Here is a 26,236-nt window from a genome sequence, read left to right as displayed (position 1 = left end):
CTTTGAGAGTAATCTATGTAATTTTATAGAGGCCAATAAATAATATTGAAGAAATTACGTATTTACCCGATTCGAATTGATTGATAAAGGGATGGCAGGAACAACATAATAAACTTTGGAACCTACTCTTCAAAAGGGCATGCGAAAACCGTACAAGATGAGGTTACCCGATTACTGGCAAAGTGTTATACGAAATTTTGGATAATCGTAATTATCGGAGAAGAATTTGAAGGCTGGAAAACCGAGTATATAGGATATAGGAGAGCACTAACACCGAAATGGAGTGATGAGATCATTACTCCAAAATTAGTAGGCGAAATCATGGATTGGTGCCTCTTGAAAGATAAAGAGTTGACCATTGTTAATTGGAAAGGAGAAATCATCGAGTAGAACTAGTTTCTATGTATATCTAGAAGCTAGAAATATCAGCTATATAAACCGCAAAAAACAAACAAACGTTAACGGAGAGGCAGAACCAATCTGGAGAAGCAAAGCGTTCGCATTTATCACCGGATTTTCCCCTTAGAAAAGGGGAATCCCAAAAATCTGGGGATAACAGCGATCGGAAGATGGTACTTCACTCGCAGTGCCCTAGTGAAAATGATTAGTGCGGTTTATATAACAATATTTTTTCGTGACGGAGTGACAAGAGTTAACAGATCTATCGGGGAAGTGGAGCACGTACAGAGAAAGCATGTATGAAATACATATAAACTCATATGAAAGCGTATACGAGATCGCAGTCATATCTGGACCGATTGGAGGATCATTAAGCCTGAAGAACATGAAATGGGTTAAATGTAGCGTTATTTTGAATAAAAAGGAGTGGCTCATGCAAATCAGTCGAAGGTATCACACTGTAAACAAAGTCATCGCTAGTGTACTGTCATTCATATTTATCATTATGGCAATAGCGGTACCTGCCTACGCCGAAGAAGAACAGGTTGAGACTACACCATCCAGGATTCCTTTATCCGAGTTAGAGGAAACGATTGATGCTTATGTTGCCTCGTATGAGAAGTATACGGCTGCCGTTTCCGTTGTGGCGATCAAAGATGGTGAAACCATTGTGAATAAGGCGTATGGCTTTGCGGATATTGAGAATCAGCGAAAGGCAGACACGTCCACTGTTTTTGAATGGGCTTCGATCTCTAAACTGTTGGTCTATACAAGTGTGATGCAGCTTGTCGAACAAGGAAAGCTTGATTTGGAGACGGATATCAGAGAATATCTGCCAGAGGGATTTTTCAAAAAGCTCAAATACGATGAACCGATTACCCTAATGAACCTGATGCATCACAATGCGGGTTGGGAAGATCAAACAGCGACCGAAGTGTATTATTACGCCGAGAATGAAACGTATGATTTAGGAGAGACGTTGCGTAAAAATGAGCCGAAACAGATCTACAAACCGAATAGCGTCGTTGGTTATTCAAACTATGGCGTTGGACTAGCCGGTTACATCGTGGAATTGGTAAGTGGCCAACCTTTTTATGAATATGTCAATCAACATATTTTTGAACCGCTTCATATGAACGACACTACGATTCATCCAACGGGGCAAGATCGTCCAGACCTCGTGCAAAGAAGGAATGAGATTGAAGGGTATACGAAAGAGTTGAAACGGATCCCTGAGAACAGAGTATATGTAACCTTTTATCCTACTGGGGCAGCCATGGGGACAGCAGAAGATTTAGGGAAATTCCTTGCAGCGCTGATGCCTGTTGATGATAGCCATGTATTATTTGCAAAGAGGGATACGTTAGATGAAATGTTGTCAACAAGTCTATATTATGACGGGACTTCGATTCCGCGATTTGCGCATGGGTTCGTTGAGATGGAATACAGGGTACCTACACTGTTACACGAGGGGAATTTAAAGGGATTTTCAAGTAAAGTTGTCTTTGATCCCAAATCCAAATTTGGAATGGTGGTCATGACGAACATTGCGTTTGAGGAAATTTATTATTATGGGCTTATTAGCAAAATCTTCGGTAACAGCACATACGTTAATTCGGTTACTTCTGAGGAAGGAGGATATTTTCAATCCGCACGACGGCCTGCCTCTAGATTTACCGATTTATTTAGGCAGCTGGATATAACCAAATTTTCAAAAGCGGAGTTAAGTAGTCTTTATAATGTGGTCGAGCATAATGGCGTTGTTGAGAAAATTTCCTACACTCCTTACCTGGATTACTTGCCTGTATCGAGTTTAACGGTAAACTTGATTAAAATATCATTTATTCCTGTTGCGCTAGCTATCATTTTCAGCTTAGGTGCTTTGATCGGCTATTTAATCCGAATGCTTCTTTACAAATTTAAAAAACGAGGAAATCCTCCAACTCATTTTGATACATATTATTTTGCCATTCATTTCGCAGGTGTGTTGCTGCTTCTGAATCTTTTTATCATCCTTACCAGACTTCCAAGTTATCCCGCTTATTCTTCGTTACGCATTCATTTAGGGTTTAACCTACTCTATGTAGTTCTGGCCGTGGCGTATCTTGGCTTGCTTATTTACAAACTGCGGAAGAACAGTTACGGCAAAAAGCAAAAGGTGATGTACATCATGTCTGGCATCTCCGCTTTTATATTGGCTGTTTTTATTGTCGGATGGAATTTGTATGTTTAGAAAAGTAGGAATTGATAAATGGATGACTTAAGCATATGGAGAGATGCCATGGTTAGACTTCGTAATGCCGATCTCAGGATGCAGGATGTCAAAGGTAAGTTATTCATAGATCAAGGATAAGGTGGTCAAAGAATGGAAGCTAAAATGTTGTTTGACGTTGGTTTAGTCTTTGAAATACCTGAATTCGGAGCCGTCGTTATGGGTGCCAATGCAGAGTTAGATGGACTACTTCCTTCAACAATCAAAGAGATAATCGGTGCACAGATAATCATTAAAAAAACGGATGGGGAAGAGCAAATATTTGAAGGTGATTCTACTCAAATTAATCATTCTATAGCCGACAAGAAGAATATCGGTATATGTTTGGGGAAAGAGATATCCCCTGACGAAATATCTGCTGGTTTAATCGTCTACTGTTATTCATCAAGACAAATTGATCAGTGGTGCAGGCTTGAGTAGATGCTATGGAGTAGAGGTTTGTCATTGAACTTGCTATGCTTATCCTCTACTTTTACAACATCATAAATGTTTCGAAAGCATCGGAAGGTCGTCTGATTCCCTATGGGATGATAAAGGGCCTTCCTTTTTTGTTTTTCAGAATTTCGGAGAAAACATAACTATGCAAATAAGGTTGCGTCTGCGTTGCAGTGATCTGGATATTGAAAGGAAAACAATCATCGTGAGACAGGGGAAGGGGCACAAGGATCGGAGGACGCTTCTTTCAAATCTTGCCTGGGATATCGTGCAGAAATACATAGCTGAATATAGACCTAATCGTTGGCTGTTTCCGGGGCAATCTTCTGATCGACATCTTACCGAGCGGAGCGTGCAGAAGGTTTTTGAAGAAGCAAGACGACGTGCAGGTATTGAGAAAAAGGTAAGTATTCATGCACTGAGGCATTCCTTTGCCACTCATTTGTTGGAAAACGGGACAGACCTGCGCTACATTCAGGAGCTACTTGGTCATACGAGCGCACGTACAACTCAGCGATATACGCATGTTAGTACGAAGAATATCCAGCGTATTCAAAGCCCGCTGGATCGGATGGATTTGGGGGATTGAGGGCTACTCGAAGCCTCCCTTATTCTCCAAACTTTTCTACGCAAATGTAACATTTTGGGTTATCATATACGTAGTTCGGATAACGTACAGGATGTGTGGTATTTAAGAAGTACATAAATTAGATGTTATATGTAATCCCTGTAAGAGCATAAAGATCAAATTACCATGGAGTGATTTATATTATGGGATCCAGAATCATGCATTTGATTATCGGTCATAAAATTGCCGAAAGATTGAATATTGAAGATAGAACTTCGTTTTTACTAGGTAGCGTTGCTCCAGATGCTGTTGCTACAAAAGACGAGTCTCACTTCTACAGAGGCGAACATCAGAACTTTACAAGACACATAGACTATCAAGAATTTTTAGACAAGTACAACTCATATTCAAATAACAAGTATGTGCTTGGTTATTTTGCCCATTTAATTGCAGATGAACAGTGGATGAAGGGATTTTATATGCCTTGGCTGAGAAATCGAATGGAGGAAGATCCGGGAGTTTATCCACTTTACCATAATGATTTTAAATTACTGAATGGAAAGCTGTTAGAGCATTATGGATGTACGGATGAAATGAGAAATGCAATCCTGAATAAAGCTAGTGAAGTTATGGATTTGGATGAAGTAAAATATCGTGATGCACTCGAATTCGTTCCTTATGTATTAGGTGATATGGAATATGAAGAACAAGACGCAGATGGAGCACTGAATGTCTTTAGTTTTATACAGATCAAAGGATATATCGAAACATCAGTAAATGTGGGAATAATGAATTTGAGTAAATATATGTAAGTAAGAAGAATAGGATCATTAGCGGATTCAGAGAAGACAGGGACAACATATAACATAATATTCACGCTGCGGACATTCGTCCTGGGTCCGGCATACGCCGGACACTCAGCATACGCTGAGTCGTGAATACAGGAACGTTAAGCGTAACTTCTGAAGGGCTGATTAGGATCAAGTTAAGAGCAGAGAATGGTTGAAGTCTGATTAAACCGACGAAGCAGATTCGGAAACGGAGCACGCGCGGCGAGAGTAAATCAGACGTAGCATATGAGTATAATGTAAACATTGAGTAAGGAGAGAAGGAATGAAATTCGAGGACAAGGCTAACGAGAATAATGAAATAAAAATCTCCAAAGATTCAAAGATGTTTTTGGAACTGAGAGAAATCGTTAACCGATTTGATCCTGTAAGTTTAGTAGAAAATGGCGCTCCAGATAATGAGCATGACGATTTAACTACAGCCCTATTAGAACTTCTTTTTAAAGAGTCGCTCGATGAAGTTCGTGATCTTTTGATTAATTGTGAGAGATGGTACGGATATGATCCGAATGATATTAAAGAAGAATATAAAGAAAGATATCACGCAAAGATTGATCGAACACATAAAGAAATTTTAAATTGGTATGCCATGAAAAAAGAATTAAAGATTAAAACGTTGTAGGAATGATGAAGTGAACTTAGAAACACAGAAGCAACGCTTAACATAATATTCACGCTGCGGGCATCCGCCCTTATCCGGCAGTCGCCTGATACCCGACATGCGTCGGGTCGTGAATACAGGAACATTATGCGACATCATCGTGATATAATCATGGCAAAACGAATCAGGGCAGGAGAAACAAAATCCATGGATGACTTTACAAAGAAGCGGATTATGAAAATCATGGACAAATATACACAAAATGCAGCACCAGAACATGTGAAAAACCAGATTAAAATCAGTTATAAGATCAGAGGAAATCAAGTGACATTAATTGAAGAAAGACAAGGATACAAAATTGATCAATGGGTGCAGATGCCTGTAGCTCAGTTCAGATTAGATGAAAACGAATGGGAAATATATTGGCAAGACAGCAAGGGGAAATGGCATTTCATAGATGACATAGAACCGAATGAAGATTTTGAAAAACAGTTAAAGATCGTGGATGAAGGGCATAACGGACTGTTCTGGGGATAAAATCGAAGAAGCCAATGACATCTCATAACATAATATTCAAGCAGCGGCTCCTATGGAGCCTGGGTCTGCGGGGTGGATTTCGAGGGGGCATTTCAGCAGACAACTCTTCGGGTTCATGAATACAGAAACGTTATAGGAAATCAGCGCAAAACAAAAATATAAACATAGCTAAACCAAAGATGAAAGGAGAATACTGATGTATGAGAATTCTGAAAAAAAAGATATGATTCTTTAGAAAGATCCAACTGTTTCATTGGTGGTAATGATGTGTGGCGTAGCGGGCTCTGGTAAAACTACCTTTACTCAGCAGTTAGAGAAAGATGGTAAAAAATAACCAAATTCAATTTGAAAAAAGACTCAGGGCGTAGAATAAGCAACCCTGAGCCTTTGTTGCGTTCAATAAAATCGTAAGCCTTGGACGATAAATAAGCCCTAGATTGCCGCTGGTATAGTAGACTGTCGTTTTCCTATCCCAAAAGGCCATATTATTTAGTGTTATTGTCTTATAATAAGAATGTCTCGAGGTGCTCTTCCAGTGCTTTGAATTTGAGATATTTCCGTGTTAGTAAGATTGCGGCCTACCAAGATTAACGAAGATGTGACGTTGTTGAAATTGAAATTACCCAAGTTAGCCACATTTTGACTGCCACGGAACACCCGGAATGACCCCTGAAAGTTAATTCCCGAAAACAGTACAAGTGTTACTTGAGTGCTTTGCACAACATTTCTGAGTCGAAAGCTTGAAAGCGCATTGTCAAACCGAAACGCTCCGAGATCACGAACCGCAACCCCTCCACGTCTGAAGAGGATCCGACGACCAGAAAAATTGTTACGAGACCAAAGTGAAAGACGTACATCACTATTTGCCAACTAAATCACTCCTTTTCTAAGGTTGATATAGTGTATTGCGGTTTTTAGGAATGGTGTAGACAAATAGAGCAGGGTAATAGTCTGATTTTACTAAAATAGGATAGGTGTCGGTCGTATGACAAAGAGCGCTGATTTAGTCGAAGAATTCAATGAATTTTTTATGGCAACGGAAAGGCAGAACCAATCTGGAGAAGCAAAGCGTTCGCATAAAAGCTTTCTGAAAGAAAGCATCGGAAGCATAGACTGATCACCGGATTTTCCCCTTGAAATAAGGGATCAAACTGGGGATAACAGCGATCGGAAGATGGTACTGCACTCGAAGTGGTGAACGGAGAGATCGATGGTTTTATTTTGACTAAGGAAATTGATGATGTTAGGAAGTACAATTATTTAGCTCACTTTTTTGTTCTTCGTAAATATAGGAGATTGGGTGTTGGGAGAAAGGCTGCAGAACACATTTTGAAGAAATCTAGTGGAGAATGGGAGCTTTATCAGCTATTAAAGAATGTACCAGCACAGAAGTTCTGGGATAAGGTAATAGAAGAAGTTTCAGAAGGTGAAGTAAAAATTAGAATGGATAATGAGAAGAGGTATCAAACCTTTACTTGTAAGTAGCTTCATGGCTGGCTCACATTACTCTATATGTTCATGCTGTATACCAGCTGTGTGTGTTGTAGATATGTCCTCAGCCTAAACCTGTTTATAATTTGGTATGCTGCGTTGATTGGCACAGACACTTGGTTGAGTGAGGTAAGGATAGTTTGCAATTCGATTTCACACTTTGCTATGCAAGGAGGATCCTATGAAGACCATCGTTTACATGGTTAGGCATGCGGAGTCACCATACACGGAAGGCACGGAGAGAACGAGGGGACTTACCTTGGAGGGTAAGGTGAAGGCGGCCCAAATCACAGAAATATTAAAGGATGAAGGAATACAGTCTATGATCTCAAGTCCTTATGCCAGGGCTATTCTAACCTTGGAGGGGTTGGCAGCAGAGTTGGAATTAGATATTCAGGTTATGGAGGATCTTCGGGAAAGGCATTTTTCAGATGATATGATTGCTGATGAAGAATTTGAGCCTGCTGCGAAAAGGATGTTTGAAGATCCTGATTATGCATTACCGGGAGGCGAGTCGAACAAGGTTTGCCAGAATAGAGCTGTGGGTGTATTGAAGCAGATTTTAGAAGATAATAAGGGGAAAAAAATAGCGATCGGCACACACGGACATGTGATGACGTTGATGATGAATTACTTTGATTCAAGTTACGGATTGGATTTCATGAATCAGACCAGCAAACCGGATATCTACCAATTAGAATTTGAAGAGATGGAGCTAGAGAAAGTGACAAGGCTGTGGGAAGAATAGGGCAATTAATCATGCATGAGAACGCTTGTTTGTAAATGTGGATGCAGGTAAAATATAGATATCATTGAATATGGAGGGGGTGAAGATATTACGGAAAAATAGAGAGAGTGGTCGGTGATCGGACCGAGAAGAAGGGGGGATATTCATGGATCAACAGGAATATGGCCGCTATTTGTTAGCGATGGGCGGTGAAGAGTTTGAGCCGGAAGATGATGAGCAGGTTGAAGCAGACCATCTTTACGGATTTTTCCAGTGGTTTATGCCATCGGGAGCAGGTGTTGAACGTGTGTTTGAGCCGATTCCAGACGGCCAGCGTTTCTTGGACAGAATACGTCCGATCTACGAGATGTTGAATCCCGAAGACTTCACCGGCGAATATGTGCCAGGTTATTTCAATGGTGGACGTGAGGATGCTTCGGAGGCAACGCTGCGTGGTCTGGGGGAGGAGTTAATTCGAGGATTGAAAGGCTTGTTCTCCATGGTACCGGAGGATGACGAAGCAGCGGACATGGCTAAGGAAGCATTACAAGATTTGGCCTGTCTGACGGAAGTCGTCGTGCTGCCGCAAGGGGAAATTGGCAAGTTAGAGCAAAGGGCAATTCAAGGCACGAATGAGGAAGATCGCGATACCGTTTACGAAGCACTTGGAGAACTTCTCAGCTCACGCAGCGATTACGATGAAAACATCGAAATCTTGAGCGAAGCATACTATTCTATCGCTTGCGATTATTGGGTAGCCTATTATTTGCAATGGCCCCGTTATCAAGGTTTGCAGGAGGCGGAAGACTGCCTGTATCCTTACTTTGAGCTATACCGCTATGGCTATAACCTTCACTGGACTCAAACGAAGCTATTCATTGGCAGGCGTTAAAGAGCGTTGGGGCTGGGAATTAGCGGCAGAACGTCCCATAGCCAAAACAGAGGACAAGAAAAAGAAGAATGAAAGTGGAGTAGAATCGTACGTTTACTCTTGAAGTAGAACACCTGGAGAGACATTGATATGTTAAACGGAGATATTCCAAGCGCTCTAGGTCATGTTGAATATTTTGCTTAACAAGGAGTTATTGGTATGAAAATCGAACCTACGAAAGAGTTTGCTTGTAAGCTAAGCATTATGCTCGAGAGTAAACTGATCTGGTACAAACACTTTCAGCCTTTTTGTGATGACATTATCCTTGCATACACGAAACCGCCGTACTGGATCATAGAATTAGCTGCGGTGCGTTATCAAGGCAGTGCTATTGAAATCGTTAACAAATACATTCTCTCAGAACCTTTTGTTGATGATTACCGTAACTCATTATTCGATCAATACATTGCTTGTTTGTACATAAAGTACGATAGAAGAGAAATATCCTGGGCCAGCTTTTTGCTGGGGTCAGGACAGTATGCAGACAGTTGTGAGGCTGTGAAAGAGCCTTGTGAATACTTCTTTGAATTATTAAATGAATATGAAGCTGAAGAATTCAATGTTGAGCTTGAGTATAGACAAAGAGAAGAGATACAGCATAAGTTTCGGAACGAAATTATTGAAATGCAGGCCATGTATGATGTATTTAGGGAATATTTTAAACAATATATTAAGAAGGAAAGAGGGGCATCAGATGGAGCGAGGTAACGGTCAGGAAAGAAGGGAATAAACCATCCAAGCCAATGGCATAGGCCAAGTGTTGACGCACTTGGTCTTTCTTTAAATTTATGATAACACATGAGAGAAAAGATGAATCAAAGCTAAACTGAAAATAAGGGGAGACCAAGGAGGCTTCCTATAAAAGTTGAATGAACCCTTGGTTTATGCACTTGAACCAGCTCTGATTTAGTGATAATACAAGAACGTGCTCTAAAAGATAAGCCAATTTAAAAGATAAGGGTGATTAATGTGGAACGAGGACTCATTATATTTTTAAACGGAACATCAAGTTCGGGTAAGACGAGCATCGCGATGGAAATGAAAAAGCAGGGAGAAATTCCATTCCATCATCTATCTATAGATCAATTTCTCCATAATTATGATCAGTTCATCGATACTACATATCCAGATATGAAACCAACAAGAGAATTGGAAGCCAATGTGATGGCAGATATCCTTTTCGGCCCGATTGGCTCATTGTACTATGCAACCATTAAACTGTTTTCGGAAATGGGTTTGAATGTCATCGTGGATACGGTCATCAGCAATGACAAGTGGTTTAATGATTTTTATGATTTGCTTTCAGATTATCCGATATTGTTTGTAGGCGTACACTGCTCGAAAGAAGAACTCGCCAGAAGAGAGCAGAGCAGGGGAGATCGCGAGATTGGACTTGCCCATTCCCAGTTCGACTACATCTACGCTTATGATGAATATGATCTGGAAGTGAATACGGAAGAGCTTAGCCCAGCCGAAGGTGCGGAAAAAATATTAAGTTATATAAACTCCGATCAGGAGTACTCGGCATTTAAGAAATTAAATAGAAGAAAGGGTAGTGTTTTATAGAAGGTGAATGCCTCAGATCACACCACAGGGACTATTGCCTATGTGTCCTGAGCCAGGAAGAACTGGCTACGGTATTGGCAGGAAAAAGCGTAGCTCTGATCCGTCCACTGGATTCTCTCGTGCGCGTCCATTCGGCGGCTCATCGGACAGGCGCGGTGCTGTACTGTGATCCAGGTCTGCGCGTTCCGTTATTTGTAGCAGACACCTCCGACACGGCCTATCATATCTTGGTTGAGAAATTACCGGCAGTACAAGCGAGTCATTACTTCTTGCTGAGTAATCAGCTTATGCAAAATGAGGTATCGACCACAGAGCAACGGGTCTTGGGAATGGTTGGTGGGGCTGAGGGACAGCAGGTGCATTCAGTTGATGCCGCGATGTGGATTGGTTGTTATGGGCCGATGGGTATCTATGGGATTGTGGATCAGATTGAGCAGGCGTTGTTGGGGTGAGGGTAAATCCTGTGCCACCTATAGAGAGGCTAGTGAATTATCTAACCAGACGTATAGACAGGTCATCTTATGTCTCCAGGAGGGGGGAAAGTGGCCTGTTTTTTAGTTTTTAGCGAGGTACAGATAAAAGAAGAGTATGTTTCGTTATCGGAACGGTATATTTCATACGATTTAATATAGTCAAAATTCACAATGCAGACGTTATGAGGGCTAGATCCATATTACACTAAAGAAAAATCAAAAAAATATGCTTAAAGTCCTAAAAATAGTTCATAAAGCACAGGAATTCTCTTCGAGAATGTCGCAAAATGGGTTTTATCTAAGTAGAAAAGGCGATATAGTATCCATCGAATATGAGAACACATTGACTAGATACAGTCTGATGCTTACCTTACAGCAATGGTTGCACATTCAGGATTAAATTTAAATGACAGGGGAAATAGTCAATGAAGAACGTAATACGTAAATTGATGGTCCTGCTTACCATTGCATTAACCTTCCAGACGGGACTCGGTAATTATATGACGCCGACCACCTTTGCAGCTACGGGTCCTGTGTTAACTGTAACTGGAGGTTCGGCTTCTTTCGTTGCTGGAGATAACGCGCCCTCCACTCCGGTTGCTATCGACTCTGGCATTACCATAACTGCAGATAGCAGCACTACTCTTCCAAGCGCAACAGTGGCGATCACAGGCAATTTTCATGCTGGAGAGGATGTACTGAGTTTCATCAATAACGGGCTGACCATGGGGAACATTACGGCCAGTTATGATGCATCTACTGGCGTGCTGACGTTGACATCATCGGGCGGAACCGCAACGTTGGAGCAGTGGCAAGCCGCTTTGAGATCAACTACTTATACAGATACAGCGATCACGCCAAATACGGCGACACGTACGGTTAGCTTCACGGTGACGGACGGCGTCAATACAAGTAGTACGGCGACACGAACTGTAACGGTGACGGCTACGGACCAGACACCGATCGTGACCACGAGTGGTGGTTCGACCAATTACATTTCTGGAGCTTCGACTCCGGTGGCTATGGACAACGATCTGATGATATCAGACCTGGACAATGCAACCTTGGCTAGCGCAACGGTTAGCATCACGAGCCACTTCGACGCGGGAAAAGATGTACTGGATTACATCAATGATGGGACGACCATGGGAAATATTACGGCGAGTTATAATCTATCTACTGGTGTGTTGACGCTGATATCATCAGGCGCAACCGCAACGTTGGCGCAGTGGCAGAGTGCGTTGAGGGGAATTTCGTTCTCAAGCACGAGCGCCACGCCAGGGCAGCGCATTATTAGCTACGCTGTAAGCGACGGAACAAAGACCAGCGCTGCTGCTACACATACTATGGAAGTAACAGTGATCGCGCCTCTGAGTCTGACTACAAGCAGCGGTTCGGCTTCATTCGTGGCTGGGGATAATGCTCCCTCAACTCCGGTCATTATCGACTCTGGCATAACGGTAAGCGCAGATAGCAGCACTACGCTTGCAAGCGCAACAGTGGCGGTTACAGGCAATCTTCATGCTGGAGAAGATGTACTGAGTTTCATCAATGACGGGCTGACCATGGGGAATATAACAGCTAGTTATAATGCATCTACTGGTGTGCTGACGTTGACATCCGCGGGCGGAACTGCAACATTGGCGCAGTGGCAAGCCGCTTTGAGATCAATTACTTATACAGATACAGCGATCACGCCAAATACGGCGACGCGTACGGTTAGCTTCACGGTGACGGACGGCGTCAATACAAGCAGTGCGGCTACGCGAACGGTGACGGTGACGGCTACGGACCAGGCACCGATCGTGACCACGAGTGGTGGTTCGACCAATTACATTTCTGGAGCTTCGACTCCGGTGGCTATGGACAACGGTCTGACGATATCAGATCTGGACAATACGACCTTGAGCAGCGCAACGGTTAGCATCACGAGCCACTTCGACGCGGGAAAAGATGTATTGGCTTACATCAATGATGGGGCGACCATGGGAAATATTACGGCGACTTATAATGCATCTACTGGCGTGATGACGCTGATATCATCAGGCGCAACCGCAACGTTGGCGCAGTGGCAGAGTGCGTTGAGGGGAATTTCGTTCTCAAGCACGAGCGCCACGCCAGGGCAGCGCATTATTAGCTACGCTGTAAGCGACGGAATAAAGACCAGCGCTGCTGCTACATATACTGTGGAAGTAACGGTGATTGTGCTTCCGAGTCTGACTACAAGCAGCGGTTCGGCTTCATTCGTGGCTGGGGATAATGTAGCCTCGACTCCGGTCGTTATCGACTCGGGCATAATGTTAACCGCGGATAGCAGTATTACGCTTGCAAACGCAACAGTGGCGATCACAGGTAATTTTTATGCTGGAGAGGATGTGCTGAGTTTCATCACTGACGAGCGGACCATGGGAAATATAACAGCCAGTTATAATGCATCTACTGGTGAGCTGACGCTGACATCCGCGGGCGGAACTGCAACATTGGCGCAGTGGCAAGCCGCTTTGAGATCAATTGCTTATACAGATACGGCGATCACGCCAAATACGGTGACACGTACGGTTAGCTTCACGGTGACGGACGGCGTCAATGTGAGCAATACAGCGACACGAATTGTAACGGTCGCGGCCACCGACCAGTCACCAATTGTGACCACGAGTGGTGGTTCGACCAATTACATTTCAGGGAATAGTACAGCTTCGACTCCGGTCGCTATTGACGGCGGTCTGACGGTATCAGACCTGGACAATGCAACCTTGGCCAGCGCAACGGTTAGCATCACGAGCCACTTCGACGCGGGAAAAGATGTACTGGCTTACATCAATGATGGGGCGACGATGGGAAATATTACGGCGACTTATAATGCATCTACTGGCGTGCTGACGCTGACGTCCGCAGGTGGAACCGCAACGTTGGCACAGTGGCAGAACGCATTGCAAGCAGTTACTTACAATAATACATCCGTCTCTCCCGATGCGGCGACGCGCACGATCAGCTTTACCGTAAGCGATGGGACCAAAGTTAGCAGCATTGCAACGAAGAGCGTTACCTTGCAGGCATTAAGCAGTTTAAGGGCTACTCCAAATATGTTAAGCGTACTGACCGGGCAGACGGCATCGGTGGCGATTACAGCTATTTTTTCAGATCAGGCGCATATGGATGTGACCTCATCGGTAACCTGGACTGTTCGCAATCCGTCAATTGCTAATGTTATCAATGGGAGAGTTACAGGTAAAACGACAGGCAGTACTGTCGTCAGTGCTGTCTATGGAACCCAATCAGTAGATATAAACGTAACAGTAACCGGCGCGCCAGTTTCGGGGCCAGAATCCTCTACGAGCAGTTCAACCAATACGAGCAGTTCAACAACCAATACAAGCACTTCAATCGATACGAGCACTCCGGCTAAATCGGACCCTTCAACGCCTCCAGCTAAGGAGACCAAGTATTTTCATGCTCTTGTTGAAACCGATCGGCTCATAGCTTTTATACAAGATGCATTGGCCGGTAACTCTGTAACGTTCCAGGATGTGGCGTCCCATTGGGCTTCCAAAGATATTTTATCCGCTGCCAAGATAGGTATAATCAATGGCTACCCAGACGGCAGATTCAGACCCGATGCTTCTATTACGAGAGCAGAGTTCAGCACACTTCTTGTTAAAGCATTTGCCCTACGTTCAGGAAGCGGAAGGATTGAGTTACGGGATATCCAGACCTCCTGGGCGCGAGAATCTATAGAAATTCTTGCTTCTAATGGAGTTATCAACGGGTACTCTGACGGAACGTTCCACGCTGATCAGAGGATTACACGAGCCGAGATGGTTGCCATGATTTCGAAAATCCTGATTTTTCAGGATAGTCCATCTGGCGATGCCCCAACATTCGTTGATGTAGCACCCAAGCATTGGGCGAAGGAGATCATAGAAGCGGCTGCAAGGGCTGGATTACTCGAGGGCAAGAGCCAAAATCGGTTTGAACCGGACGCCAACCTCACGAGGGCGGAAGCGTTAACGGTGATCATGCGCATGCTGAGAGAGAATCCAACGATAGATCAATTGCTGGGTTAACCATGAAATAGCTCATAGCTTCTAAGCTGAGTAGAGGTAAGGAATAGATTTGTCCCCCCTTGTTGTAACAGGTGTATAGCTAAAACCTGCTATAGTGAGGGGGGATACCTATTTAAAATTGGTTTGTTCGACTCCCTATGGGATGAAAAAGAGCTTTCCTTTTTTGTTTTGGAATCACATATATTCGACGTGTTCAAAGTCCATTGGGATCATATAGGCATTGGAAAATGAGCATCTGATATATTTCCCTTTTTCGCCAAATTTTTCTTCGCGAATATCGCCCCATAGGTTATCATATACGTAGTTCAGATTATAAGGCAGAATGTGTTGTATTTACGAAGTACATAGATTAGATGTTATGTGAAATCATCTCATAGAAAAGCATTTTACCAAAGGGAGATCAAATATGAATTCTGAAAATTTTTCATGGACAGAAGTCTACTCGTCTTGGAAATATTTTGTTGAAAATTATAGCTGCAAATCTATTGAAGACCCGATCTTCAAACAAGTTCAAATACAATCACAATCGAATCCTAATCTCAACATTGGAACTGGAATAATAGATTGGTGGCCGACTAATGAAATTGAATATAGAACAAAAAAGTTAAATGATAGAGGTATCCTAGGTGCTGATTGGGATACGGTAGTAGGTTTTAACCGAACTGCTGAAATGTTATGGGAAAACAAAGAAAATAATGAAAAACAAGCTCTGATTTGGATTGCTGCTGGATTGAATGAAATATTAACTCATCTCCCAGAAGAATGGAGAGGAAACACGTATAGATTTATCTACGAAACTAAATTGAATATTATGAAAGAATTTAAAGATAGAAATATGTGGACATGGCACGCCTCGACCAAGAATTTCTTGCCTGTCAAAGTTAATAAATTCATGCAATTATATTCTGCCCCGATGGAGATATATAACTTAATAAATATTATAGCTATCGATAATGCTTTTTCAAGAAATGCATGGACATTAGTGCATGTTTCTCGAGAAGAAGATGACTTCGACTAACATAATATTCACGCTGCGGGCATTCGTCCTGGATCCGGCATTCGCCTGACACCCAACATTCGTTGGGTCGTGAATACGGGAACGTTATGAGAAATCATCAAAACATAGGAGGTATAAGAGACGAGTTTTATCTGGGGAAGAGTCCCCAAGAAGCGTATCAAAACCCTTATGAGTACGAAGCTCAAAATCAGTTTTACAGAGAAACCAGTAAATTATTAAAGCTATTATTTGAACATATGATAAAAAATCAGGTACATATGTACGTGACGATCCAAGTGCTGAAAAGGCTATTTGGATGTTATCTCTTGATTCTCTAGAATCTTTAATTGATTGTCTTGATTTACTTAGAGATAAGAAGCATAGGATTGCAGGTAGGCTATTTCGTGATGCTGTAGAAACAATGGATATAGCCTCTTATATTAATTCCAACGATCCAAAAAAAGATAAGCACTTAAGAGACTGGTATAAAGATAAAGTCATACTAAATAGCATCTATAAAAAATATATAAAAGAAAACGATGAACAGGAGTGGGAAGTACTACAAAAATACTATAAAAAATACTATAAAAAATTATCCAGAATTAATCATAGAACATATAGATCCTTAGCGTTTTCTTACTCATTAGGAAGTAAAGAAAGGCTGATATATGAGGGGGGGATATGAGAGCGGATTAATGGTTCCTCCTTATGTGATCGCAATGTATTATGCTCTACTTAGTGGTTAAATCAGTCATTTCGTATTGAGAGTAGTTGATTGCAGTTGATTGCAGATTGATTTCTGCCGAAGAAGTAGATACATTTTGGGATCAGGCTTTAGAAGAGGAAGTTATAGAAAGAAAATTTGTTTCGCCCAAAGAAATATTTGAAAGATTTATCAAAGAGACTGATAACATCGCATAACATAATATTCACGCTGCGGACACACGCCCTCGGTCCGACATGGAAGGATTTCAGTAAAGTGGAAGCAGCCGGACACCTCAGCATACGCTGAGGTCGTGAATACAGGAACGTTATAAGAAATTAGTACGGAATTAAATCAAAAATGATAGGTAGGGAATTTTGATGGAGCAGAAATTAATGCATAATGATGTTGAATTTGAATTGCATGCCCTCGATGCTTACAAAATGCTGGAGATATCTCAGATGGATTTCATTGTTTGTTTTGTGGATATAAAAATGGCGATCCAGATTTGATTGCAAATGAGTACGTGTCGGAAGTTTTACGAGAAAGCATGTACGAAGTTGTAACTCAAGGTGGAGAATGGCCGATTGATAATTGTTCAAATTGCGATTTAGAAACGTTGGTCAGAACAAAAGAAGAATATATTTGTTTTAACTGTGCTGAAAAATGGGAATTCGATGATATAGATTTATGTATGCGATGTGGAATTAAACTTGTTCCAGTAGGTGAAGATGGAGTGTCTTTATGTGGTACTTGTTTAGAAGACATACACAGTGAATAGTTAAATCTTTTGTTTAATCAGAGGAGACGCTAACATCTTATAACATAATATTCACGCTGCGGGCATATGCCTTTGGTCCGACATTCGTCGGACACCCAGAATGAGCTGGGTCGTGAATACAGGAACGTTATAGGAAATCAGTGCAAATAGGAGAGAAGTGAATGATAGTCTCACCATATCCGACTTTTTACAGTCTGTAATGAACAAAGAAAAAGAACTAATTAAAAAATATGAAATTGTACGACATGGTCCAACAATTGGTGATATGTATGAAGGCCTTACATCAGATTTATTGAACAAGGCTATATTTGAAGGGCTAGATGTTCGAATTGCATCAGGCAAAATAAAAAATAAAGAAGGGGAATTTAGTAATGAAATTGATTGCATGATAGTAGAAGGGGAAGGTGAGCGAATTCCTTATACAGACAAATACATATATGATATGACACAAGTAATAGCTGTATTAGAAATTAAAAAAAACTTATACATCGATAATTTGATTGATTCTTATAATAAGATGAAGAAAATTTATAATTTGTCTGATCTAGACCCGGAATTATTAAACATGCGAGGGTTTAGAGATGCGTTTAGACATATTGTAAAGGCGGAATTACCTTCTTATGAAGAAGTACAGACATCGCTAGATTATAATAAACAAATTATATACCATAACTTATTAATTGAAGAAATGCTGCCTGTAAGAATTATTTTCGGATACTATGGCTATAAAACAGAATATGCTTTGAGAGAAGCATTTTTTAGATATTTGTCTAATAACTCGAATATTACAGGTCATAGTCCAGCAGTATTTCCAGATCTAATTATATGTGATAATAGTTCATTGGCTAAATTAGATGCTATGCCTTATATAGGTAGAATAGATGAGAAAGGATATTGGGATTTTTATGGTTCATCGATTCATAATCCGCTATTACTTCTTTTAGAATTTATTTGGACTAAACTTAGTTATCGATATAATTTAAATAGCAATATTTTTGGTGAAGATCTTGAATTCGAAAGCTTTCATCCTTATCTAAAAGGAAAAGCTCATAGAATGGATGACGGTACATTAGGTTGGGAAATAAGATATCAATATATAGAAAAAAGTAATTTGAGTCACGAGCCTAGTTTTATTGAATGGGAGCCTGCGGAGCTAAATGAAGTAGAATGGTTTGTAGTAAATTGGTTATGCATGTATGGTGAGCTAAATATTAATAAGCCAGGATTTAGAAACTGGCTTGATGAAAAGACTGTAACATTAGAAACTATGATTGAGGGTCTGACACAAAAAAACTTAATAGCATTTAATAACGATCAAATTACACTCCTAACTGACCAATGTCAGGTTGTTACACTAAATGGAAAATGGTATGCTGCTGAGAATAAGTCAGGAAGGCTAACAAACTGGATCAATAAAATTATGAATAATAGAGAATAAAATTAGACAAGCGTTATAAGTAGTTCAAAGTAGGAACAGACATCATATAACAAAATATTCACGCTACGGGATTAATCCCCTTAGTTGTCAGAAGGAAAAATTCGAAGAAGTAGCTCAGCCAACAACTCCCCTAGCCTAAGATAAGAGCCTATCTAAGGCTGGTGAATTTCGTTAATACAGGAATGTTACGGGAAATCCGGCAAATACATAAATGAAAAATGGAGAAGAAGATGAAGAAATTTAAAGTTTTTTTTGAATGGGAATTTCAAACACTTGTATTTTTTTTAGAAAATGCCTCAAATCATTTTTTGAATAAAAGTTATAATAATACCCAAACTGATATATTTGTATCATCAGACGGTAAAATGTCAGATTATGAATTGTCTATAACCTCTCTCATGTTAACTTTTGAATCAACAATAAATAAATTGAATAATATAGTAGATTTTGCGTTGTTATGCTTTGTAAATAATATTTCGAATTTTCATGAAGATACGTTGGATATATTAGAGATTCAAAAGCAATTGAAAGCATCTAGATCTACTTTATTAAATACTCTTAAACATGACGGAATTTATTATGATAAACTCCCGGGATGGAATCATGTAATTAATGTAAGAGATGATTCAAATGCTATAAAACATCGTGGTGGAATCCATGTACCAGTTGAGTCTCTCTATAATATACCTATTTCAAAAAATGTAGATCTTCGGAAAGAGAAGATGACTGACTATATTAATGGTATCAAGACATGGCTATTTAATTTAATCGATGAGATAGAGCGTAATTCAATGAATAAGGATAGTACAAAAGATGGTGAGCAATGAGTATGCATTTCAAAGAAGTGCCAGACATCCTATAACATAACATTCACGCTGTGGACCGGCCTCGCCGATCCTTGGTCCTGGAAGTAAGAGCAAGGAAGCAATTGCCGGGACACATTCACCTTTGGTGGATGTCGTGAATGCGGAAACGTTATGGGACAAGTTCACCAAAGCAAATAAAGATATAATTGATAAAATCAATATATGGAGGAATTATATGAACTTATATGAAGTTGATTATACTAAACCAACAGGAAAATACGTAGCAGCTATTAAAGAATATAATGAATTTTGGAGTCAGGGACAAATTGATTTTTCCAAAGCTTCCGATCCAATTGAAAAGTTTGATGATGAGACGAGAAAGTTTATTTATAACTTCAATACTAAATTTCCCAATAATGTTGTATGGCATTATCATAGAGATAGAACATCTGTAGATTTAGAAGTAAATGCACTAAGGAAGGTCATTAATTCTGCGAAAAATGAGCATGATATTCAAGATTACATTAAGAAAAATAGAAAGTGGTTTATCCCGGCTTCAATATTTAAAGAGTATAATTTTGGTCACAAAGAGACGTATCTCTTTCCAGAAATGAAGTTAGGAAGTAGCATGCAAGCAGATTATGTTTTATGTGGTAGAAACTCTGATGGATACAGCTTAATCCTTGTTGAATTCGAATCACCGGCTTCAACATTTGTTTTAACTGATGGTTATAAATTATCAGCATCGGCTAATTCTGGCTTAGGTCAGATTAATCAATGGAAAGAGTGGATGGAATCAAATAATACAACATTTTTTAATGAGCATAAATTTACTGAGAAAGGCATAAATGTTCCTATTACAAGGATTCACTATTGTTTAGTGATTAGCAGAAGAAATCAAATGGAGACAAATGATAGAGATCGAAAAAATAGAATAATTATTGAATCAACGAATTTAAATATAATTAATTACGATAGAGTGTGTGATTATGTTTCTAATCTAGTTGAAGGATATAGTACTTATAGATAAAAACATAATATCTGGTGAAATCATCCCATAACACGTCGATTCCCACCATTCCCCTTGATGTCGCGGTTTTTGCGAAGCAAGCACCGCGACACTTTTTCCGCTAAGGCGTTAAAAGAGGGGGACAGCGGGAATCGCGGGAACGTTAAACGAAATCATCAAAGACGGAGAGGGATTAAAAATGTTTAAGGACAGAGTATATATTTCACCAAGATACTATCTTGAAGATTACTTAGCATTGAATTTATCTTTAACAAGTGATGAGCAAACTTGGCAGCGAGCGATAAACATATTTTCAGATCGAATTGAAGGAAGGTTTCTACTTCTGATACAAGAATATTCTGATAACATAACGGCAAATTATAGATATATTGATTATAGTTTTAGCACAATGGCATTATGTAGTTTGCTTATTGAAACGCTTCATCAGTTTTATAATGGGCTTGATGTTACAGTTTTCAGAGGACATAAAGAAGCATTTGTACAATTTTTGACTAAAAGTAATTATTTCGGGGGCTATTTTACACGAAGAACAGCCAGTTTTTTTTATTCAGATATTAGAAATGGAATATTGCATCAAGCGCAGACAAAAAGAAATACTCAGCTTACTTTTGAACAAGAAAACATGATTATTGAAATCGAAAACGGAATTAGTTTAGATGTAATTAAATTTAAAGATGAATTACTTAACGAATACCAAGAATACTTGGAGAGACTAAATAACAATAGTAATTATGAACTGAGAGAAAATTTTATCAAAAAAATGGATTATATTACAACGAGAATTTAGTAATGCGGATACTCAGTACAATGAATTCGTTTAACAATATATTCAAGCAGCAGCTCTGTAGGAGCCTTGGTCTGCGGGAAGGATTTCGAAGAGGAATATCAGGAGAAAACCCCTTTGGGGTTTATGAATACAGGAACGTTATCAGAAATCTAATCAAGGGAGCAAAAAAAATGAATTTCTTAGAATTAGAGTATTGTGAGAAATGTAAAACACAAGAGTGTACGATGCCAGAGATTACACAGTTTAGCTCTCTTGAGAGTTTTCCGCGCAGTACGAGTGTTCTGCTGTATTTCGGCGGAGTTCCCGGCCAATGGTGCATGATGTCTGCCAAGTTCCTGGGCAATCGCTCTGGTACTTTTCCCCTGCTGGTGGAGGATTTCTAGCTTGCTTCGCTCGATTATGCTAAGATGTGTGTAGCTCATGGTGGATTCTCCTTGTGTGAATGGTTGTTGTGGTGACTTCATTCTACACCAATCCGGCCATGGGCCCTTTGTCTTTTTATTTCCAGTACGTGTCGCACTTCATATTACAACCCGTCAAATGAAAAGGAGAGCAATTATGAAAATTTGTAGTTATTGCAAGTCGCACAAAGACGAACCATTAACTAAAGAACATGTTTTTCCGGACTTTTTATTCAAGAAAAACCCAGACTATAAATTTGGTTATAATGGTGGAATAGGAAAATATACATTGTCAGCCGATCAAATTAAAGATGTTTGCCAATATTGTAATAACGTAATTTTATCTGGATTAGATACCTATGCAAAGGATTTATGTGACAACTATTTTGATAGTTTTATTCGTACTCAACCTATTGAGTTCGAGTACGACTACGATTTGCTTTTAAGATGGATACTTAAAATATCTTACAATGCAGCTCGAGCATATAAAACATCTACAGCTGAGTTTGAAAGTTACATACCATACATTTTGGGTGAAGGAAATAATCCTAAATTATACACCTTATTATTAGGTAATGTTATGAAGGTATCAGTACACGAAGGAGAACAATTTCCTCCAAACATATTCGCTGCTACATATTTGTTTCCGTTATATGGTGCGAGAAGTCCTGAATTATTTAGAATGGTGTATATTCGTTCATACATGTTTATCATTATGGGTTGGGGAGAAAATACAAATATATTTGAACGCCAAAAACAGCTTGAATCGTTTATTTCTCTAACTGGTGCAAGTGTAATAGAAAGCAACAAAAATAAATACTGGTTTGACCCCTCAAAATCTCAGTTTGATTACCTCGAATACAGAAGTAATCAATTAAAGATGGATCCTCGAAGACAACTAAGTAGAAAAGAATTAAATGAATTTTCAATGCGAAATAAAAGCCTTAAAGAAATTCCGTATATTGATTAGGGTAGCTCAAGAAGGCGAATACATAAGATAACATAATATTCAAGCTTCGGGCATAGGCCCTTGGTCCAGCTGTCGCCGGATACCCAGCATGCGCTGGGTCGTGAATACCAGTTAACGTTATCAGTAATGCCCAAAACATAAAAAGGGAGTGAGAAAATGGATCTAACAATAATAAAGGGAATTAATATAGCTATTTCGGAGCTGTGTGAAAAAGATCGTCATTTGTTAAGTCATGATTTAAATGAAAGAACAATCGCACATAAGTTAGCATTATATCTTCAAGAAGAATTCCAAGAGTACAATGTGGATTGTGAGTACAATAGAAATATTGACGAAATGAACAAACAGAAAAGAATCTATGTTTTAGAGTCAGAATGTGAAAAACTCAAAAAGGATTTTACAAAAGACATTGTTTATGGCGACACGGAATATATGGGGTTATCAATTTTTCCGGATATAGTAATCCACCGGAGAGGGGAGAATACTAATAACTACTTAGTGATAGAGATTAAAAAATCGACAAATAAACTTGATAGAAGCTTTGATTTCAAAAAATTAGAATGTTATACGGATAAAGAAAGATACAATAACTTAGAATATGATTGGGGCTTATTTATTGAATTTGAAACTGGAATGGAGAATTTCAAAAAACCTGAACTAATATGGTTTAAAGAAGGAAAAAGGATACTTTGAAAAACGGCATTACAGATAACATATTATTCACGCTGTGGACAGTCGTCCTTGGTCGGGCAACGCCGGGACACTCAGCATATGCTGAGTCGTGAATATAGAAACGTTAAGTGAAATCTGTGTATGGAAGGGAAGGTTATCAATGACATATAGCTATTTTGAGAACGCCTTAAATACAATGGCTACTTCTAGAACTTCATTCGGCTAACACCATTTTGTCGCTCTGGGCCACTCTGAGAAGCGAGTGACCACATCCAGCCCCCCCTAAGCCCGTCGGGACGTCACTGCATTAGGTGTTCGGCAAGCTTCACAACTATAAGCAGGACTCTAAGGGGCCAGGACGTCGTCAATACAAAACGTTATGAGAAATTCGTTGTAAATGGCTAAGAATAAAACGGACCAATCAGTCGATAAGACTCTTCGGACTTTTTTAAATCATGATGAATATTAAAACAAAGGAATGAGAATCATGAAGCTTTTCGGAAAAAAATTGCAAGTAGATAAATATTTAGAATTAATTGATAACTTAAAATTGGAAGAATCAAACAACATATATAATAATGTGGTAAAACTTAATAAGTTAAAGGGTCATTTTACTGACTATAACCTAGCTAATATGCAGGTAATACGAACTGAAGTTAGCTCTCTGGTAGAAGATTATAAACAAAATTCTTTGTTCACTAGTATGATCGCGACAATGTTGGCAGTTTTTACAATTGTTTTTACTATTCTGAGAGAGCAATTAGGATTATATAAGCTCACAGGATTGTTCTCTCCAATATTAATTCTACTTATCGGATATGTATTGATTAAGATGCTATTGATGTTTAGAAGTTATTCGAGAAGTTCAAAAAGTTTAAATCAATTATTGAGCATTATTGATTTAATAATAGAAGAACGTCGGAATATGGATATACTACATCAAGAAGCTTATAACGATTTTCTTAACAAGAGACAGTAAAGAAAATAAACATATAAAAGCCCTTCCAATAAAAGAATTTGCATATCGAATCTGCCAATTGTAAGAATTACTCAATGATAAAAATGAATACATTAGGAAAGTGTTGGAATAGATGACTACAACACCTCAGCTAACATTTGATTCCCGCAGTGTCGTAAGTTCCTTGATCTTCCTTTACGGCAGATAACCTCTGGAGAGGTTCGTGAATCAGGAAAAGGTTATGCGAAATTCATGTGAAAGGAATTAAACTAAATGATAGAGAAATGGGTTCATTTTGAGTGTATATTCAGAAATAAATGGGGTCTGAGAATTATTACAGAAATTCATAAAGCAACAAAAGAAGGACGTATTGCTACACCTAGTGATGATTTTTATGATTTCTCCATGTCAATAGCAATAAGACTAGATCTGATAGACCGACTATTAAAAAGACTTACTAATAGTATACAACTGTTAAGTAAAGAAATAATGAATGTATCTGAAGAGCATATTTTCACACGGGACAAAGAAGGATATGCTCTTTGCATAAACGATGGTCTAAAGCTGGATCTATTAATCGATATCGATGCATTTTTGTTTGAGATCAACTCCTGCTGCGAATTATTTGGTCAGTATATTTATGAGTTATATGCCGCAATGGGGATATTTATTAAAAAAGAAAATACAGGACAAGAGTTAGCAAGAATACTCAGAGTTGCTTCAAGCGACACATCGTGGTTCAAGACCCTCGATGAAAGTAGAAATTTCTTTATTCATAATGGAGCACCATATATTGCTCTTGATATTACTAATGAGAACAACATGAATATTATAATTATGAAGGGAAATTTGAAAAGCTTTGAGGATTCTAAAAAGTATATAACATTGCATGATCTTGTAGACATAAGAGAAGGCTTTAAAATATCGCTACAATTATTGCAAGATCATCTAATAACTTGTGTAAGTAGTGCTTCGAAGCGATGAACATCGCATAACAATATTTTCACGCATTGGGCTGTACCCTCGGTCCGGCAGTAGATATTAACAGGAAGTTGATTTAGCGGACACATCCGACTTCGTCGGATGTTGTGAATACGGAACTTTAGACGAAACTGTTATAGAAGATCAGGGGAGGAAAGATTGGTGTTGAATAATTTTTTAATAATCGGAATTTTTCTTGTTGTATCAAGTATCTTAGCAGTAATATTTGGTATGATTTTTATGAAGGGAATTGTTCCATTTTGTGAATTTATAGGTAAGAAGTTGGCTAAGAAAATATCTTCTAAGTATTGGATATATTTTTTTGAAATTTTATTCTTGATTTCAATTGTTACATTTGCAATTATTGGTTTATATTTAGTTTCTTTCTCTGAATATCCCTTTATATTTGTTATCGTTCTATTTATTTTTACAATCTTAACCGTTATAGAAACAAGCGCCTATACTGAATTTAGAAATAAAAATAATATAAGCAAAACAAGTGGAATTATTGGTTGGATTGTTCATAGAGCAGTATGGAAAACGTACATGGCAAAACGTATATTACTTTTTATCGAACAATTAGCTCATACTTTTTATTTATTTGTCCCTTTGTACTTATCTTTGCTTATCATGTCCGAATTAAAATGGAGTGATCAAGAATATTTTTACTTTCTTTTATTTTTACCGATTTACGCTAACGTATGGGTGTATTTAAGATTCAGTAAAAAAATGTACATAGTTAATTTCAATAGTTATGAGACTTTATTTATGAGAAGATTAATTATTTACACACTAATAAT

At 39.1% G+C, this 26,236-nt stretch carries 28 protein-coding genes; 26 read left to right on the top strand and 2 right to left on the bottom strand.

Annotation, left to right across the window (positions count from 1 at the left end; all coding sequences use genetic code 11):
• The first annotated feature begins 832 nt into the window (after positions 1-832).
• From L6H98_RS10510 to L6H98_RS10485, 6 genes are all read left to right on the top strand, one after another.
• Entirely contained in the window at positions 833-2,632 is a 1,800-nt protein-coding gene (locus L6H98_RS10510) for a serine hydrolase domain-containing protein (RefSeq protein WP_236414924.1), read from the top strand.
• Positions 2,633-2,764: 132 nt separating this feature from the next.
• Positions 2,765-3,091 (top strand): hypothetical protein, encoded by a 327-nt coding sequence (locus L6H98_RS10505; protein ID WP_236414923.1) that lies wholly within the window; start codon positions 2,765-2,767, stop codon positions 3,089-3,091.
• Between the two features lie 160 nt (positions 3,092-3,251).
• A complete protein-coding gene (locus tag L6H98_RS10500) occupies positions 3,252-3,695 on the top strand; it encodes a tyrosine-type recombinase/integrase (protein WP_290371438.1) in 444 nt (147 codons plus the stop codon).
• 197 nt (positions 3,696-3,892) lie between these two features.
• Positions 3,893-4,486, top strand: a complete 594-nt coding sequence (locus tag L6H98_RS10495) for a zinc dependent phospholipase C family protein (RefSeq protein WP_343259918.1) — start codon at positions 3,893-3,895, stop codon at positions 4,484-4,486.
• Between the two features lie 301 nt (positions 4,487-4,787).
• Positions 4,788-5,144 carry a hypothetical protein gene (locus L6H98_RS10490; RefSeq protein WP_236414921.1) on the top strand — a complete coding sequence of 119 codons (357 nt, stop codon included), beginning with the start codon at positions 4,788-4,790 and terminating at the stop codon, positions 5,142-5,144.
• 186 nt (positions 5,145-5,330) lie between these two features.
• The gene (locus tag L6H98_RS10485) at positions 5,331-5,660 is read left to right on the top strand and encodes a DUF3024 domain-containing protein (protein ID WP_236414920.1); all 330 of its coding nucleotides are present in this window, start codon (positions 5,331-5,333) and stop codon (positions 5,658-5,660) included.
• Positions 5,661-6,155: 495 nt separating this feature from the next.
• On the opposite strand, the gene L6H98_RS31390 is transcribed toward L6H98_RS10485, so the two are convergent.
• Complete coding sequence (locus L6H98_RS31390; RefSeq protein ID WP_339276829.1) at positions 6,156-6,530, bottom strand: hypothetical protein; 375 nt, start codon at positions 6,528-6,530, stop codon at positions 6,156-6,158.
• 321 nt (positions 6,531-6,851) lie between these two features.
• Here L6H98_RS31390 and L6H98_RS10480 point away from each other — a divergent pair, with 321 nt between their 5' ends.
• From L6H98_RS10480 to L6H98_RS10410, 15 genes are all read left to right on the top strand, one after another.
• A complete protein-coding gene (locus tag L6H98_RS10480) occupies positions 6,852-7,145 on the top strand; it encodes a GNAT family N-acetyltransferase (RefSeq protein ID WP_356722662.1) in 294 nt (97 codons plus the stop codon).
• Between the two features lie 187 nt (positions 7,146-7,332).
• Positions 7,333-7,899: a histidine phosphatase family protein gene (locus tag L6H98_RS10475; RefSeq protein WP_236414918.1), complete on the top strand. Its 567-nt coding sequence runs from the start codon at positions 7,333-7,335 to the stop codon at positions 7,897-7,899.
• Positions 7,900-8,044: 145 nt separating this feature from the next.
• Positions 8,045-8,770: a hypothetical protein gene (locus L6H98_RS10470; RefSeq protein WP_236414917.1), complete on the top strand. Its 726-nt coding sequence runs from the start codon at positions 8,045-8,047 to the stop codon at positions 8,768-8,770.
• Positions 8,771-8,968: 198 nt separating this feature from the next.
• Positions 8,969-9,517 (top strand): hypothetical protein, encoded by a 549-nt coding sequence (locus L6H98_RS10465; protein ID WP_236414915.1) that lies wholly within the window; start codon positions 8,969-8,971, stop codon positions 9,515-9,517.
• A gap of 261 nt (positions 9,518-9,778) precedes the next feature.
• Positions 9,779-10,375 (top strand): AAA family ATPase, encoded by a 597-nt coding sequence (locus tag L6H98_RS10460; RefSeq protein ID WP_236414913.1) that lies wholly within the window; start codon positions 9,779-9,781, stop codon positions 10,373-10,375.
• A 74-nt stretch (positions 10,376-10,449) separates the two neighbouring features.
• A complete protein-coding gene (locus L6H98_RS10455) occupies positions 10,450-10,827 on the top strand; it encodes a hypothetical protein (RefSeq protein ID WP_236414911.1) in 378 nt (125 codons plus the stop codon).
• A 446-nt stretch (positions 10,828-11,273) separates the two neighbouring features.
• Complete coding sequence (locus L6H98_RS10450) at positions 11,274-14,912, top strand: S-layer homology domain-containing protein (protein ID WP_236414910.1); 3,639 nt, start codon at positions 11,274-11,276, stop codon at positions 14,910-14,912.
• 406 nt (positions 14,913-15,318) lie between these two features.
• The gene (locus tag L6H98_RS10445; RefSeq protein WP_236414907.1) at positions 15,319-15,930 is read left to right on the top strand and encodes a hypothetical protein; all 612 of its coding nucleotides are present in this window, start codon (positions 15,319-15,321) and stop codon (positions 15,928-15,930) included.
• A gap of 295 nt (positions 15,931-16,225) precedes the next feature.
• Positions 16,226-16,594 carry a hypothetical protein gene (locus L6H98_RS10440; RefSeq protein WP_236414905.1) on the top strand — a complete coding sequence of 123 codons (369 nt, stop codon included), beginning with the start codon at positions 16,226-16,228 and terminating at the stop codon, positions 16,592-16,594.
• An 86-nt stretch (positions 16,595-16,680) separates the two neighbouring features.
• Positions 16,681-16,830, top strand: coding sequence for a hypothetical protein (locus tag L6H98_RS10435; RefSeq protein ID WP_236414904.1), 150 nt, complete (start codon positions 16,681-16,683; stop codon positions 16,828-16,830).
• Between the two features lie 332 nt (positions 16,831-17,162).
• Positions 17,163-17,393 (top strand): hypothetical protein, encoded by a 231-nt coding sequence (locus L6H98_RS10430; protein WP_236414903.1) that lies wholly within the window; start codon positions 17,163-17,165, stop codon positions 17,391-17,393.
• Positions 17,394-17,550: 157 nt separating this feature from the next.
• Positions 17,551-18,831, top strand: coding sequence for a DUF6602 domain-containing protein (locus tag L6H98_RS10425; RefSeq protein ID WP_236414902.1), 1,281 nt, complete (start codon positions 17,551-17,553; stop codon positions 18,829-18,831).
• A 230-nt stretch (positions 18,832-19,061) separates the two neighbouring features.
• Positions 19,062-19,658, top strand: a complete 597-nt coding sequence (locus L6H98_RS10420; RefSeq protein WP_236414901.1) for a hypothetical protein — start codon at positions 19,062-19,064, stop codon at positions 19,656-19,658.
• Between the two features lie 214 nt (positions 19,659-19,872).
• Positions 19,873-20,667, top strand: a complete 795-nt coding sequence (locus L6H98_RS10415) for a Shedu anti-phage system protein SduA domain-containing protein (protein ID WP_236414900.1) — start codon at positions 19,873-19,875, stop codon at positions 20,665-20,667.
• Between the two features lie 178 nt (positions 20,668-20,845).
• Positions 20,846-21,454, top strand: coding sequence for a hypothetical protein (locus L6H98_RS10410; protein WP_236414899.1), 609 nt, complete (start codon positions 20,846-20,848; stop codon positions 21,452-21,454).
• A 185-nt stretch (positions 21,455-21,639) separates the two neighbouring features.
• Here L6H98_RS10410 and L6H98_RS10405 read toward each other — a convergent pair whose 3' ends face one another.
• The gene (locus L6H98_RS10405; RefSeq protein ID WP_236414898.1) at positions 21,640-21,876 is read right to left on the bottom strand and encodes a helix-turn-helix domain-containing protein; all 237 of its coding nucleotides are present in this window, start codon (positions 21,874-21,876) and stop codon (positions 21,640-21,642) included.
• On the opposite strand from L6H98_RS10405, the gene L6H98_RS10400 reads away from it, so the two are divergent.
• The 5 genes from L6H98_RS10400 to L6H98_RS10380 form a co-directional block, all read left to right on the top strand.
• Complete coding sequence (locus tag L6H98_RS10400) at positions 21,875-22,825, top strand: hypothetical protein (protein WP_236414897.1); 951 nt, start codon at positions 21,875-21,877, stop codon at positions 22,823-22,825. The genes L6H98_RS10405 and L6H98_RS10400 overlap by 2 nt on opposite strands.
• A 156-nt stretch (positions 22,826-22,981) precedes the next feature.
• Positions 22,982-23,518 (top strand): hypothetical protein, encoded by a 537-nt coding sequence (locus L6H98_RS10395; protein ID WP_236414896.1) that lies wholly within the window; start codon positions 22,982-22,984, stop codon positions 23,516-23,518.
• 466 nt (positions 23,519-23,984) lie between these two features.
• Positions 23,985-24,476 (top strand): hypothetical protein, encoded by a 492-nt coding sequence (locus L6H98_RS10390; RefSeq protein ID WP_236414895.1) that lies wholly within the window; start codon positions 23,985-23,987, stop codon positions 24,474-24,476.
• Between the two features lie 252 nt (positions 24,477-24,728).
• Positions 24,729-25,439 carry a hypothetical protein gene (locus L6H98_RS10385; RefSeq protein WP_236414894.1) on the top strand — a complete coding sequence of 237 codons (711 nt, stop codon included), beginning with the start codon at positions 24,729-24,731 and terminating at the stop codon, positions 25,437-25,439.
• Positions 25,440-25,598: 159 nt separating this feature from the next.
• The coding region (locus L6H98_RS10380; protein WP_236414893.1) for a hypothetical protein at positions 25,599-26,236 on the top strand (638 nt) is incomplete at its 3' end.

It is taken from the genome of Paenibacillus sp. JJ-223 (genome assembly GCF_927798175.1).
Taxonomy (GTDB): domain Bacteria; phylum Bacillota; class Bacilli; order Paenibacillales; family Paenibacillaceae; genus Paenibacillus; species Paenibacillus hubeiensis.
The sequence above is the reverse complement of the archived record's forward strand: the minus strand, read 5'-3'. Positions and strand labels throughout refer to the sequence as shown.